The organism is Streptomyces sp. NRRL S-1813 (assembly GCF_000719605.1).
In the GTDB taxonomy this organism is placed as follows: domain Bacteria; phylum Actinomycetota; class Actinomycetes; order Streptomycetales; family Streptomycetaceae; genus Streptomyces; species Streptomyces decoyicus.
Window position 1 is genome coordinate 81,209 of record NZ_JOHB01000015.1, and the last position, 13,090, is coordinate 94,298.

The 13,090-nt window shown below is 70.4% G+C and carries 12 protein-coding genes; 3 read left to right on the forward strand and 9 right to left on the reverse strand.

Annotation, left to right across the window (positions count from 1 at the left end; all coding sequences use genetic code 11):
* Window positions 1-35: 35 nt before the first annotated feature.
* The 3 genes from IF67_RS0121855 to IF67_RS0121865 are packed head-to-tail and all read right to left on the reverse strand — an operon-like array spanning window position 36 to window position 3,003.
* Entirely contained in the window at window positions 36-713 is a 678-nt protein-coding gene (locus IF67_RS0121855) for a LutC/YkgG family protein (RefSeq protein ID WP_030988147.1), read from the reverse strand.
* A complete protein-coding gene (locus tag IF67_RS0121860) occupies window positions 710-2,254 on the reverse strand; it encodes a lactate utilization protein B (protein ID WP_030988148.1) in 1,545 nt (514 codons plus the stop codon). The genes IF67_RS0121855 and IF67_RS0121860 overlap by 4 nt, the downstream gene beginning before the upstream one ends.
* Window positions 2,251-3,003 (reverse strand): (Fe-S)-binding protein, encoded by a 753-nt coding sequence (locus IF67_RS0121865; protein ID WP_030988150.1) that lies wholly within the window; start codon window positions 3,001-3,003, stop codon window positions 2,251-2,253. Before IF67_RS0121865 ends, IF67_RS0121860 begins: the two co-directional genes overlap by 4 nt.
* A gap of 123 nt (window positions 3,004-3,126) precedes the next feature.
* On the opposite strand from IF67_RS0121865, the gene IF67_RS0121870 reads away from it, so the two are divergent.
* A complete protein-coding gene (locus IF67_RS0121870; protein ID WP_030988152.1) occupies window positions 3,127-4,431 on the forward strand; it encodes an MFS transporter in 1,305 nt (434 codons plus the stop codon).
* 569 nt (window positions 4,432-5,000) lie between these two features.
* Here IF67_RS0121870 and IF67_RS39450 read toward each other — a convergent pair.
* From IF67_RS39450 to IF67_RS46335, 6 genes are all read right to left on the reverse strand, one after another.
* On the reverse strand, window positions 5,001-6,248 hold the full coding sequence (locus tag IF67_RS39450) for an NAD(P)-binding domain-containing protein (RefSeq protein ID WP_037839681.1): 1,248 nt from the start codon (window positions 6,246-6,248) through the stop codon (window positions 5,001-5,003).
* Between the two features lie 256 nt (window positions 6,249-6,504).
* Entirely contained in the window at window positions 6,505-7,710 is a 1,206-nt protein-coding gene (locus IF67_RS0121885) for an LLM class flavin-dependent oxidoreductase (RefSeq protein WP_030988157.1), read from the reverse strand.
* Window position 7,711: 1 nt separating this feature from the next.
* Complete coding sequence (locus IF67_RS0121890) at window positions 7,712-8,758, reverse strand: ABC transporter substrate-binding protein (RefSeq protein WP_030988159.1); 1,047 nt, start codon at window positions 8,756-8,758, stop codon at window positions 7,712-7,714.
* A 257-nt stretch (window positions 8,759-9,015) separates the two neighbouring features.
* The gene (locus tag IF67_RS0121895; protein ID WP_030988160.1) at window positions 9,016-9,867 is read right to left on the reverse strand and encodes an ABC transporter ATP-binding protein; all 852 of its coding nucleotides are present in this window, start codon (window positions 9,865-9,867) and stop codon (window positions 9,016-9,018) included.
* A complete protein-coding gene (locus IF67_RS0121900) occupies window positions 9,840-10,766 on the reverse strand; it encodes an ABC transporter permease (RefSeq protein WP_234341240.1) in 927 nt (308 codons plus the stop codon). Before IF67_RS0121900 ends, IF67_RS0121895 begins: the two co-directional genes overlap by 28 nt.
* Window positions 10,767-11,305: 539 nt before the next feature.
* Window positions 11,306-11,398, reverse strand: a complete 93-nt coding sequence (locus IF67_RS46335) for a putative leader peptide (RefSeq protein WP_340488909.1) — start codon at window positions 11,396-11,398, stop codon at window positions 11,306-11,308.
* A gap of 145 nt (window positions 11,399-11,543) precedes the next feature.
* On the opposite strand from IF67_RS46335, the gene IF67_RS0121905 reads away from it, so the two are divergent.
* Together IF67_RS0121905 and IF67_RS0121910 are read left to right on the forward strand one after the other, a co-directional pair.
* Entirely contained in the window at window positions 11,544-11,966 is a 423-nt protein-coding gene (locus tag IF67_RS0121905; RefSeq protein WP_030988164.1) for a secondary thiamine-phosphate synthase enzyme YjbQ, read from the forward strand.
* Window positions 11,967-12,314: 348 nt separating this feature from the next.
* Window positions 12,315-13,010, forward strand: coding sequence for a Crp/Fnr family transcriptional regulator (locus IF67_RS0121910; RefSeq protein ID WP_030988172.1), 696 nt, complete (start codon window positions 12,315-12,317; stop codon window positions 13,008-13,010).
* The last annotated feature ends 80 nt before the right edge of the window (window positions 13,011-13,090 follow it).

Consider the following 13,090-nt stretch of genomic DNA (forward strand, 5'->3'; position numbering starts at 1 on the left):
CACCTGTCGCAGTCACTCCCCGCCCGCGCCTTCGCTCAGTCCGCCTCCGGCTCCACCTCTGCCTCCGACGCCGCTGCCAGCAGAATCACCTCCAGTGTCCGCGGCCCGTGCACCCCCTCCACCCGGTCGAGTTCGATGTCGCTGGTCGCGGACGGCCCGGAGATCCAGGTGAGCGGGCGGTCCGGCGCCAGCCGCGGCAGCGCCTGGGGCACCGAGCCGACCACCTGGCCGGGGACGCGTACGACACAGAGATGATGGTCCGGCACCAGTGTGATCCGGCGTCTGCCCTGGTCGGGACCGGCGTCCAGGACCAGGGTGCCGGTCTCCGCGATGGCCACCGCACAGCCCGTCAGCACACTGTCCACGGCGTCGAGTTCACGGGGAGTGCTCGATGCGCGGTCCCCGACGAGGGTGACATCGCTGCCGGCCGTCCATGAGGCGTCCAGGCCCGGCGGCACCAGCACCGTCCGCGCCCCGCGCTCCGCCAGCAGCCGGCCGATCAGCCGCGGCAGCTCCTCGGCATCACTGCGGTGTACGACCGCCCGGTAGTCCGCGAGATTCTCCGCGAGCAGATCGACGTTCTGCGCGCTCGTACGGGACCCGTGCACCCGGTGGTAGTCACGCGCCACCGGCGAACCGCCCGGTCCCTCCCCGCGCGGCACATCCACCAGCGCCCGGCGCACCCGCGCCAACACCACGTCCCGGCTGCTCACTCGGCGCCTCCTCGCTGCTCCGACGACGTCCCGCGCTCCGAAGCCGTACCGTGCTCCCACGCCGTCCCGTGCTCCGATGCCGTCCCTCGGGTGCGCTGCCACCAGTCGCGGAAGGACTCGGCCGGCACCGCAGGCAGATCGCGCGTCCGTGACCAGGCGCGGCCCGGGCCCGGCAGCCGCTGTGGATGCAGCCGACGGGTACGGGCCGCCAGGCGCATTCCGCTGCGCAGCGCGCCCGGGTGGTCGAACGCCCAGGCCGCCGCGCGCATCGCGGCCCGCTCCGCGGCGTGGCCCTTGGCCGGTTTGAGGACGGTGCGCGCCCCGCCCCGGGTGACCGGCCCGCCCTCCACGACCCGCTCCCGCAGATGCACCAGCACCTCGGGGATGTCGATGGCCACCGGACACACCTCGTAGCAGGCCCCGCACAGCGACGAGGCATACGGCAGCGACGCCTCCAACGACCCTTCCGTTCCCCGTAGTTGGGGAGTGAGGATGGCGCCGATCGGGCCGGGGTACGGCGAGCCGTATGCATGCCCGCCGGCCCGTTCGTACACCGGGCAGACGTTCAGACAGGCCGAGCAGCGGATACAGCGCAGGGCCTGCCGCCCGACGGTGTCGGCGAGGGTGTCGGTGCGCCCGTTGTCGAGCAGCACCAGATGGAAGGTCCGCGGCCCGTCCCCGTCCGTCGTGCCCGTCCACATGGAGGTGTACGGATTCATCCGCTCGGCGGTGGAGGAACGGGGCAGCAACTGGAGAAAGACCTCCAGGTCCTGCCAGCTCGGCACCACCTTCTCGATGCCGACGACGGAGATCAGCGTCTCGGGGAGGGTCAGACACATCCGGCCGTTGCCCTCGGACTCCACGACGACCAGGGTGCCGGTCTCCGCGACCATGAAGTTGGCGCCGGAGATCCCGACCTTCGCGGTCAGGAACTTCTCCCGCAGATGCAGCCGCGCCGCCTCGGCCAGCTCGGCGGGGGAGTCGGTCAGCCCCTCGGGTGCCGGGCGCCCCCAACTGCCCATCTCCCGGCGGAAGATGTCGCGGATCTCGGAGCGGTTGCGGTGGATCGCCGGGACCAGGATGTGGGACGGCAGATCGTGGCCCAGTTGCACGATCAGCTCGGCGAGATCCGTCTCGTACGCGCGGATACCGGCCTCGGCCAGGGCCTCGTTCAGCCCGATCTCCTGAGTCGCCATCGACTTGACCTTGACGACCTCCGTCTCGCCGGTCTCCCGTACCAGCCGGGTGACGATCCGGTTGGCCTCGTCGGCGTCCACGGCCCAGTGGACCTGCCCGCCCGCGGCGGTGACCGCGGCCTCCAGCCGCTCCAGATAGTGGTCGAGATGGCGCAGCGTACGGTCCTTCACCGCGGCGCCCGCGGCTCGCAGCTGCGCCCAGTCGTCCAGCTCCGCAACGGCCTTGGCCCGCTTGTCACGGATGGTGTGCGTGGCGTGGGTGAGGTTGGCGCGCAGCTGGCTGTCGCGGGTGGACATGGCGGCGGCCCGGGGGAAGGCCGGCATGCCCAGGTAGGTGCCGCTCACCGCACGCTCCCTTCCGTACTGGCCAGGATCTCGGCGATATGGACCGGGCGGACCGCCGAGCCCTGGCGGGTGAGGGTGCCGCCGATGTGCAGCAGACAGGAGTTGTCGACTGCGCAGACCGCCTCGGCGCCGGTCCCGACGATGTTGCGGACCTTGTCGGCGCCCATCGCCGCCGAGACGGCCGGGTTCTTCACCGCGAAGGTGCCGCCGAAGCCGCAGCACTCCTCGGCGCCCGGCAGTTCCCGCAGCTCCAGCCCCTTGACGTGCTCCAGCAGCCGCCGCGGCCGGTCGCCCAGTCCCAGCAGCCGCAGTCCGTGGCAGGTGGGGTGATAGGTGACGGTATGCGGGTAATAGGCGCCGACATCCTCCACCTTCAGCACATCCACCAGAAATTCGGTGAGCTCGTACGTCTTGGGCACCGCGACCGCCGCCGCGTCGATGAGCCCCCGGCCCCGTCCCTCGGCGGCCGCCTTCGCCCCGATCCGCGAGTAGTTGTCACGCACCATCGCCGCACAGGAGCCGGACGGCGTGACCACGTACTCGTAGTCCCGGAACGCCCGGTCGAAGCGGCGCACCAGCGGCTCGGTGGCATGCCGGTAGCCGGTGTTGAACTGCGGCTGGCCGCAGCAGCTCTGCTCGGCGGGGAAATCGACCTCCACCCCCAGCCGCTCCAGCAGCGCCACCACCGCCTGCCCCGTCCGCGGATGGAGCAAGTCGTTGATACAGGTGACGAACAGTGCTACCCGCACGTTGCCATCTCCTTTCGGCCGCCCCCGGCCTCTGGCGGTCATCCGCTTCCGCGGTACATGATCACCTGTCGGCTCATCCTGCCCCAGCAGCAGGCCAAGGAGAAGAACCAGGAGCGGAGGACCATGTCGAGTGCCGAACACATAGCCAAGGACCAGGCGCCGGACGGTGCCCGCCCGCCGTCACGGCTGCGGCAGCTGGCCGCCGCCTCCATCGGCAACGCCGTCGAGTGGTACGACTGGTACGCGTACTCCTTCCTCGCGGTCTACTTCGCCGGGCAGATCTTCCCGGAGGGCGCCGGGAACTCCCTGGTGCCGCTCCTCTCCACCTTCGCCGTCTTCGCGGTCGGCTTCTTCATGCGGCCGGTCGGCGGACTGCTGATGGGTGCGGTCGCCGACCGCCGCGGCCGGCGGACCGCACTGACCCTGACCATCCTGCTGATGGGCGGTGGCAGCCTGCTGGTGGCACTCACCCCCACCTACGCGGCCACCGGCGTACTGGCGCCCCTCACCCTGGTCGTCGCACGCCTGGTGCAGGGCCTGTCGGTGGGCGGCGAATTCGCGGCCTCCACGACCTTCCTCGTCGAATCGGCGGGGCCCGGCCGGCGTGGGCTGTTCTCCAGCTTCCAGTACGTGTCCACGACCGCCGGCCAGCTGCTGGCCTCCGGGACGGCGGCGCTGCTCGCGGCCCTGCTCAACGAACAGCAGATGGGGGAGTGGGGCTGGCGGGTGGCGTTCCTCGTCGGCGCGCTGCTGAGCCTGCTGGGCCTGTGGATCCGGCGCGGCGCCCAAGAGACGCGCAGTTCCGAGCAGCAGGCGGCCGACCGCCCCGGGATCTTCGAGGCGCTGCGCCGCCACCCCCGGCAGTCCCTGCTCATCTGCGGCATCACCGCGGGCGGCACCATCGCCTACTACACGTGGACGACCTATCTGCCCACCTACGCACAGGTCAACGCGGGCTTCGACAAGGGCGATTCACTCACCGTCGGCACCCTCTCGCTCGCCTTCTTCGCCCTGCTCCAGCCGCTCGGCGGCATGCTCTCGGACCGCATCGGCCGCAAACCGCTGCTGCTCGGCTTCTCGCTGGGCTTCGCCGTCCTGGCCGTACCGCTCCTGCACCTGGTGACCGACTCGTTCGCCTCCTTGCTGCTGGTGCAGTGCGCGGGCATGGTGCTGCTCACCGGCTACACCGCGATCGCCGCGGCGGTGAACGCCGAAGTGTTCCCCGCGCGGGTACGTGCCGCCGGCATCGGCTTCCCGTACTCGCTCACCGTCGCCCTCTTCGGTGGCACCGCCCCCTACGTCGGCACCTGGTTCAAGCAGGCCGGCCACGCCGACCTCTTCCCCTGGTACGTGTCCGCGCTCTGCCTCGTCTCGTTCCTCGTCTATCTGACGCTTCCGGAGACCTCCCGGCAGAAGCTGGAGAAATAGCCCGGAGGGTGAGCGCGGGGACCAGGCCCGGCGGACCGCGCTCTGCGGAACACATGAAGGCGCCGCCCGTCCCGGGACAGGGAGGGGCGGCGCCTTCGGAGCGCGGTCTGTCAGACGAGCCAGCCCACGAGGTGGAGTACGTGGGCGAGGAGGGCGGTGAGGATGTCCATCGGAATCTTCTCCTTGAAGTTGGGGGACTCAACTCTCCGGCCCAGCAAGGGGTATCGGCCGGAGACGCGGTAACGGACTGCATTCCGCCGCTCGCGCCCCGTCATCATTGCCGGTCGCAATGAGTCAATTGAAGCCCTCACCTCTTCGATCATGCTTACTGGGGAACGGGTGATCCCGGGGTCGTTCGTTCGCATGGCGAGTCACATGGCGAGTCGCCTGGGGGGTGCGTAGGGGGTGCGTACGGGACGGGCGCGGGCTGCGTACGGGACACGCGCGGGTTGCGTACGGGGCGCGAAGGGGACTCGTGGCCGGGGGGCTCGCGGTGCCTCGCCGCGCGGACGGTTCGTCGGCGTTGCCGGACTTCGGGACCGCCGCCCGGTCGAGCGCGCGGACCCGCCCTACGAGACGAAGCTGCCCGCCAACCCCGCCTGCCCGTCCGCCGGTTGAGGGTCTTCGGCGAGCAGCCGGCGGATTTCGCCGACCGCGGCACGGCCCGCGCGGTTGGCGCCGATGGTGCTCGCCGACGGCCCGTAACCGACGAGATGGACCCGCGCATCACGCAGCGTGCGGGTGCCGTCCATCCGGATACCGCCGCCCGGCTCGCGCAGCCGCAGCGGGGCCAGATGGTCGATGGCGGCGCGGAACCCTGTCGCGTACAGGATCACATCGGCCTCGACGACGCGTCCGTCGTCCCAGACCACGCCCGTGGGCGTGATGCGTTCGAAGAGCGGCAGCCGCTCCAGCGCGCCGCTCTCGCGGGCCTGCCGGATCGCCTCGGTCATGGGCAGCCCGGTCACGCTCACCACGCTCCGCGGCGGCAGCCCCTGCCTGACCCGCTCCGCCACCAGGGCGACCGCGGCCCGGCCCTGCGCCTCACCGAACGGCCCCTCGCGGAACACCGGCGGCCGGCGGGTCACCCAGGTCGTGGCGGCCGCGACCGGCGCGATCTCCATCAGTTGCTGAACGGCCGACGTGCCGCCGCCCACCACCACGACCCGTGCATCGCGGAAGTCCTCCGGCCCTGGGTACCGGGAACTGTGCAGCTGACGGCCGCGGAACGTCTCCTGCCCGGGAAACCGCGGCCAGAACGGCCGGTCCCAGGTCCCGGTGGCATTGATCAGCGCCCGCGTCGCATAGTCCCCCACCGACGTCTCGACCAGCAGACGTCCTCTCCCAAGGACTCCGACAGGCTCCGTCCGTCCACCAGTGCCCGCCCATCCGACGGGCTCTGTCCCTCCACCAGTCCCCGTCCATCCGGCAGTCCCCGTCCATCCGGCAGGCTCCGCCCACGGGGGAACCCCACCGCCCTCGCGCACCGCCGTCACGCTCACCGGCCGGTGCACCCGCAGCCCGAAGGTCTGCTCGTAGCTGTCGAAGTACGCGCCGATCACTTCGGACGAGGGGCGCTGCGGGTCGGCGCCGGTCAGCTCCATGCCCGGCAGCGCATGCATCCCGTGCACCTTGTCGTACGTCAGCGTGGGCCACCGGAACTGCCAGGCCCCGCCGGGGCGCGGAGAGTGATCGAGCACCACGAAGTCCCGGTCCGGTACTCCACCCACCCGCCGCAGATGAAAGGCGGCGGCCAGGCCGGCCTGCCCGGCGCCGATCACCACGACATCGACTTCGCGCACCCCGGTGTAGTTCATGTTTCACCTAACTCGGGGTGGGCTGGATCTCTTCCCGGGGGACGCGGCCGGCTTCCGCGACGCGCGCCGCGCGCCGCTGCGGTTCTGTGGGACGCCCCGGCGGGGCGCAGGCCGGCCGGGCCGACCTGCGGACCTGCTCGCCGGCAACGACGGCCGGGGCGCCCCACAGAACTCGCTCGCCGACAGCGATGGCCGGGCGCGCCCCACGGATCCCGCCCGGCGGCAACCTCTGCCGGGCGCAGCGCACGGATCCCGCTCAGCGGCCGCCGGCGACCAGCAGCGGCGCCCCGCCCGGTGCGGATGCCGGTCGGCCATGGGCGGCCGGCACGCCGTCCAGCGGAGCGGGCCCCGCATCCAGCAGCCCACGGGCGGCAAGCTCCGGCCTTACCCCCTCGCCGAACCAGTAAGCCTCCTCCAGGTGCGGATAGCCGGAGAGCACGAAGTGCTCGATGCCCAGCGAGTGGTATTCCTCGATCCGGTCGGCCACCTCGGCATGGCTGCCCACCAGCGCGGTGCCGGCGCCACCGCGTACCAGGCCGACACCCGCCCACAGATTGGGCGAGATCTCCAGCTTGTCGCGCGAGCCGCCGTGCAGCGCCAGCATCCGCTGCTGCCCCACCGACTCGCTCCTGCCCAGTGCCTGTTGCGCGGCCGCGACCGTCTCCGGATCGAGGTCGTCGAGCAGCCGGTCCGCGGTCGCCCAGGCCTCCTTCGAGGAGTCCCGGGAGATGGTGTGCAGCCGGATGCCGAACCGGACGGTACGCCCCTCCTTCTCCGCCAGCCCGCGGATCCAGTCGATCTTCTGCCTGACCTCCTCGGGCGGCTCGCCCCAGGTGAGGTACACATCCACGTTCCGGGCGGCGACCGGCCCCGCGGCGGCGGACGAGCCGCCGAAGAAGATCTGCGGCAGGGGGTCCGGCGGCAGCGCCGTGAGGCCGCCCTCGACCTGATAGTGCTCGCCCCGGAAGTCGAACGGCTTGCCGCCCCACACACCCCGTACGACCTGTAGGAACTCATCCGTACGGGCATACCGCCGGTCATGGCCGAGATGATCGCCGAACCGCTTCTGCTCGGTCGAATCGCCCCCGGTCACCACATTCAGCAGCAGCCGTCCACGCGAGATCCGCTGATAGGTCGCCGCCATCTGCGCCGCCAGCACCGGCGAGATCACCCCTGGCCGGAACGCGACCAGGAACTTCAGCCGCTCGGTGACCTGGGCGAGCGCGACCGTCGTCAGCCAGGCGTCCTCGCACCACGTACCGGTCGGCGTGAGCACCGCCTCGAACCCCAACTGCTCGGCAGCCTTGGCGATCTGGGCCAGATATTCGATGTCCGGGGCGCGTACCCCGCTGACCGGAGTGATGCGGTCACGCCGGATGCCGCCGTCGGTGTAGGCATGCCGGTCGACGAGGGTCCGCCCGTCGCCGCCGGTGGGCAGAAACCAATGCAGGTGTACGGACATCTCACTGAGCCTTTCCATAGGTACGCGGCGCCGTGCTCGAAGGCGGCAGGCCACCGTTGAAACGGGGATCGACGAATTCCCCGAAGTCGAAGGAGCGGGGAATCAGCTTCAGCGCCGCGAACGAGTCGACGATCTGCTGCTCGGAGGCGATGGCGTCCTTGTCCACGGCGACCGCGACCGCCGTTCCCCGGGTGCGCTTGACCGCGTCCAGCGCTACCTTTTCCGGCAGCCCGGTCTCCTTCGCCCAGGCCTTCGACCAGACGTCGGGGTGCTTGAACACCCAGTTCTGCGCCCGCCGCACCCGGCCCGTGTAGTCCTTCAGCGCCGCCGCCTTCTTCTTGTCGTCCAACGCGGCAGGCGCCGCGACCTGGAAGCCCAGTCCGTTGACGACGCCCTGCCCGCTGGTCAGCACCCGGGCATCGGCCTGGTCCAGGGCCTGCGAGGTGTACGGGTCCCACACCGCCCAGGCATCCACCTTCCCCCGGGTGAAAGCGGCGAGCGCATCGGCCGGCTGAAGGTAGTTGAGCGTGACGTCCTTCGGCGTCAGCCCGGCCTTCTTCAGCGTGGCAATGAGCTGGTAGTGCGCGGAGCTGCCCTGGGCAACGGCGATCGACTTGCCCTTCAGCTGCGCAGGCCGCTTGAGCGGGGAGCCCTTCTTCACCAGGACCGCCTCGCCGTCCGAGCTGCTGTGCGTCCCGGCGATCACCTTGATCTTCGACTTCGCCGCGGCGGCGAACACGGGCGGGGTGTTGCCGACCCCACCGACGTCCACGGCCCCGGCGTTGACCGCCTCCAACAGCGGCGGTCCCGAGGTGAAGGTAGACCACTTGATCTTGTACGGAAGGTCGTCCAGCTCGCCGGCCGCCCGCAGCAACGCCTCGTAACCACCCTTCTGGTCACCGACGTTGAGGGTCAACGACCCCTCGCCGTCCGTCCCGCTACCGGCGCCCCCGCCGGCTCCCGCGGCCCCCGACGAACCACCGCAGGCGGCCAGCAGCAGGGTGAGCGGGAGCAACAGGGCGGCTGGGGCGATGGGGCGTGCTCTCATGGGGCGTCCGTTTCGTTCTTGGGGTGGGACTGGGGTGAGGTTGGGGGAAGGCGGTGGGGTGAGTAGGTGGCTTGCGGTCGGGGGCTGATCTGGGTGGGGGATGTGGAGGGGTGCGCGCCGGCTGTCAGCTCTCAGTTCCGCCCGCGGTCGTCAGATGGGCACCGGGCGCCGGGCGACCTGCCGCGCAACGCCCGCGCAATGCACTGCCGAACAATGCACTGCCGCGCAATGCAACTGCCGTGCAATCCGCTCAGGTGTCAGGCGGCGGCAGGGGAGGTCTCGGTCGTGCCGGGAGAGGCGGCCACCGGCGCGCCCTCCGCATCCGCTCCGGAACCTCCACCGCCGTCCGCGGCCTCCACACCGAGCCGGTCGAGCAATCGGGCACGCAACGCGCCGAAGTGCGGATCAGCGATATCGCGCGGTCGCGGCAGGTCCACCGTGGTCTCGTACGCGATCCGGCCGCCCTCCATCACCAGCGCCCGGTCCGCCAGCAGCAGGGCCTCCTCCACGTCATGGGTGACCAGCAGCACCGCGCAGCCACGCTCCTGCCACAGCTCGGACACCAGGCGCTGGGCCTTGATCCGGGTCAGCGCATCGAGGGCACCGAACGGCTCGTCGAGCAGCAGCAGATCCGGCTCACGCACCAGGGCACGGGCGAGCGACGCCCGCTGGGCTTCCCCGCCGGACAGCGTCTTGGGCCAGGCGTCCGACCGATGACCGAGCCCGACCTCCTCCAACGCCCGTACGGCGGCGTCGCGTTCCGGCCGTCCCGGCAGCCCCAGCAGCACATTCCGCCAGACCCGCTTCCAGGGCATCAACCGTGGGGCCTGGAACGCCACGGCCTTGCGGCGCGGCACCAGCACCTCGCCCTCGATCTCCCGGTCGAGGCCGGCCAGCACACGCAGCAAGGTCGACTTTCCGCAGCCGCTGCGCCCGAGCAGCGCCACGAACTCGCCCGGCCGGATGGACAGTTGGAGGTCGTCGATGACGGCCCGCTCGCCGAAGGCGCGCACCAGCCCGCTCACCTGCACAGCGGAACCGGAGGCTGCGGAGTCCGGCCGCTCCTCGTGCCGGGTGTCGGTCACTGACCCGTGAACGTCGGTCGCCATTGCAGCAGCAGCCTTTCGAGGGTACGGACGAGAAAGTCGGCGATGAGCCCGAGGATCGCGTAGACCACGAGGCACACCACGATCACGTCGGTGCGGAAGAATTCCCTGGCCTGGTTCATCAGAAAGCCGAGGCCGTCATCGGCGTTGACCTGCTCGCCGAAGACCAACGCGAGCCATGCGGTGGCCAGCGAATAGCGCAGCCCGGTCATGGCACCCGGCAGCGCGCCGGGCAGCACCACATGGCGGATCAGGCCCCATCGGCTCAGCCCGAGCGAGTTCCCCGCCTCCACCAACTGCGCATCCACACCACGAATCCCGGCATAGACGTTCAGATAAAGATGGAAGGCAACGCCCAACGAGATCAGGGCAATCTTGGGTGCCTCGCCGATGCCCAGCCAGATGATGAACAGCGGAATCACGCCCACCCAGGGGACGGACCGCAGCATCTGCACCGTCGCGTCGACCAGATCCTCGCCGAGCCGCGAAAGCCCCGACGCGAGCGCCAGCGCCACGCCGGTCACGCCACCCAACAACAGCCCGACCGCGACCCGTTGGAGCGACACCAACATCGCCGACGGCAGCGTGCCGTCCGCAACCAGGTCCCCGGCGGTGGCGGCGATGGTCCCGGGCGACGCCAGAATGTCGGCCTCCAGCACACCGCCCGCACTGAGCACCTGCCACAGCACCAGCAGCGCGAGGGGCCCCACCGTACGACGCAACCACCGCGGCACCGACCACCGACGCCCGGAAACCGGAACCACCCGAGCAAGCTCCAGCCCCTCGGTGCCGGACGCGGATGTCACCGCCGCCTCCACGACGTCCTTCGCAAGGGACGGTTGCTCTGCATCAGCAGCTATATCGGGTGGCGCGTCGCGGGCCACGGCCTGATCGAGAGTCATCAATGCTCCACAGGGAGGTGAGGGAGGAAGAATGCGAGAACAGCGGGGGCGGGGGAGGGGACGACGAACAGCGGGGCCGGGGAGCAGCGGGACGGGAACCGAAGGCACATGTCACGCCCGAACGTCCGAACGCCCGACGCCACAACGCACAGGCGAAGCCGGCCGGCCCAACAAAGGCACCAACAAGCGACAAAGGGCCAGGCCGACAAGGCGACAAACCGCGCAAGCCGGCCGCGCAAGCCGGAAGCCCGGAACCCGGCGAAATGACAACAGAGAACCGACTACCGACAACCGGAAAACCGACCACGAGCGAACCCAAATCGATCCACGACAGTCCCTGAAAACCACCCCCGAAAGGCAGCCAGAGCCAGAGCCAGAGCCGGACCAGAAAGCCGAAGCCTCGAAACAGCCGCGAAGAGCCGCAAGGAAACCGACGAAGAGCCCCGCCGCAACGCGCACAAAACCTAGAACGGCATGAGCAACGGCGTCAGCAACGACAACGACAACGGCGCTGCAACGACATCAACAGCAACGCGGCATCAACAACAACAGCCGCCGCGGCGACACGCGGCAGAGGCCACCCGCAGCAGGTCGATGTGACCGCGCGTGGTGAGCAGGGCTGATGTAGACATGTCGCTGAACGTAGCGGTGCGCTGTAAGGGGGGTCAAACGTCATCTCGGCTGGTGGACCTTTGTTGCCGGAGCATTGAGGCAGCATTGCGGGAGACGCCCGCGGGGTGGCGAACCAGGGCGGGATGTCCGTACCAAAATGAAGGCATGAGCACCGCATTCACCACCCGCACCCTTGACCTCACCACGGGGGCGACCGAGACCGTCGCCGACCTCACCGCCGACTGCGCCGCCTTCCTCCGAGAGGCAGCAGACGGCCGTGACGGCCTGCTGAATATTTTCGTCCCCCACGCCACCGCCGGCATCGCCGTACTGGAAACCGGCGCAGGCAGCGACGAAGACCTCCTGGCCGCCCTGCACGACCTCCTCCCCGCCGACAACCGCTGGCGCCACCGCCACGGCAGCCCCGGCCACGGCCGCGACCACGTCCTCCCCGCCCTCGTCCCACCCCACGCCACCCTCCCCGTCGTCGGAGGCCGGATGGAGCTCGGCACGTGGCAGTCCGTCTGCCTGGTCGATACGAACGTGGACAATCCGCACCGGCAGGTACGGGTGAGCTTCCTGGGGTGACCTTGAGCCGGGCCCCTGCCAGGCCTGTTCCGGTTGCCGGCTCTCGCGCGCTCCCGGGAGGCAGGGCTGCAGGGCCCGGTGCCCGCCGCGCCGGTTCGTTCGGTGGGGCCGACGTCGACGGTGTCACGCCTTCCCAGACGTAGGCCTGTGGCGGCACCCGGAGGAAGCGCGCAACTGGGGTGCTCTGATCCATATGTCATAGGCTGGATGCACAGCGTGAGGGGAAGGCTTCGCTGAAATGCCATGGGGCGAACTGGCCTTGGGGGAGTGCGGGTGGAAACCGACGGCGTGGACGGCCCTGTGCCGGGGCAGCAGGGACCAGCGGCCGTTTCCGTGCCGTGCAGGCCCATGGCACCGCCACGAACCGGCAGGCTCGACGACCAAGTTCCGTTCCTGGCCCGGTTGGAACACCAGGAACGTGTCGCGCTGCTGGAGCTGGGCCGGCCCATGAAGTACAGCCCGCGGTCCGTACTGGTGCGTCAGGACGAACCGTCCACCCACGTGGTGGTCATCCTCGCCGGCTGGACCAAGGTCACCCGCTCCACAGCCAATGGTTACGAAGCGCTGCTTGCCCTGCGGGGTCCGGGCGACGTCATCGGGGAGGCCTCCGCAGTCAGCGGCCGCCCGCGCTCGGCGACGGTTACCGCGCTCGGGAAGGTTGAGGCCGTCACGATCGAGAGGGACCGGTTCCTGGGCCATCTCGCGGAATTCCCGGCCTCGTCCCTCCAGCTGCTCAGCCTTATCGGAGACCGGACACAGGCCAGCGATCGGCGACGCGTGGAGCAAGGCGCACTCGGAGCCCGTCAGCGGTTGTCGCTCCTGCTCCTGGAGCTGTCGCGCACACACGGGGTGCAGGACGCGGAGGGAGTGCGCCTGACCAGCGGCCTCAGCCAGCACGAGCTGGCAGGCGCGGTCGGAGCCTCTCGCGAGGCGGTGGCCAGGCTTCTGAAGGAACTGAGGGAACGCGACGTCGTCCGGACCAGCCGCAGGGGACTGGTCATCGTCCGCCCGGACCAGCTGCGCCGGATAGCGGGCGGCGAATAGCCGACGGCCGTGCAGCCGGGGCGAGTTGTGTGCCATCGGTTACAGACGCTGTGTGCAGGTGTTCCTTCTCCATTGTCAGA

Coding starts and splice junctions, on each gene's coding strand:
- IF67_RS0121905 (WP_030988164.1), top strand. CDS start 11,544: ATGAGCACCGCATTCACCACCCGCACCCTTGACCTCACCACGGGGGCG.
- IF67_RS0121885 (WP_030988157.1), bottom strand. CDS start 7,710: ATGTCCGTACACCTGCATTGGTTTCTGCCCACCGGCGGCGACGGGCGG.
- IF67_RS0121895 (WP_030988160.1), bottom strand. CDS start 9,867: ATGGCGACCGACGTTCACGGGTCAGTGACCGACACCCGGCACGAGGAG.
- IF67_RS0121890 (WP_030988159.1), bottom strand. CDS start 8,758: ATGAGAGCACGCCCCATCGCCCCAGCCGCCCTGTTGCTCCCGCTCACC.
- IF67_RS46335 (WP_340488909.1), bottom strand. CDS start 11,398: ATGTCTACATCAGCCCTGCTCACCACGCGCGGTCACATCGACCTGCTG.
- IF67_RS39450 (WP_037839681.1), bottom strand. CDS start 6,248: ATGAACTACACCGGGGTGCGCGAAGTCGATGTCGTGGTGATCGGCGCC.
- IF67_RS0121870 (WP_030988152.1), top strand. CDS start 3,127: ATGTCGAGTGCCGAACACATAGCCAAGGACCAGGCGCCGGACGGTGCC.
- IF67_RS0121900 (WP_234341240.1), bottom strand. CDS start 10,766: ATGACTCTCGATCAGGCCGTGGCCCGCGACGCGCCACCCGATATAGCT.
- IF67_RS0121910 (WP_030988172.1), top strand. CDS start 12,315: ATGGCACCGCCACGAACCGGCAGGCTCGACGACCAAGTTCCGTTCCTG.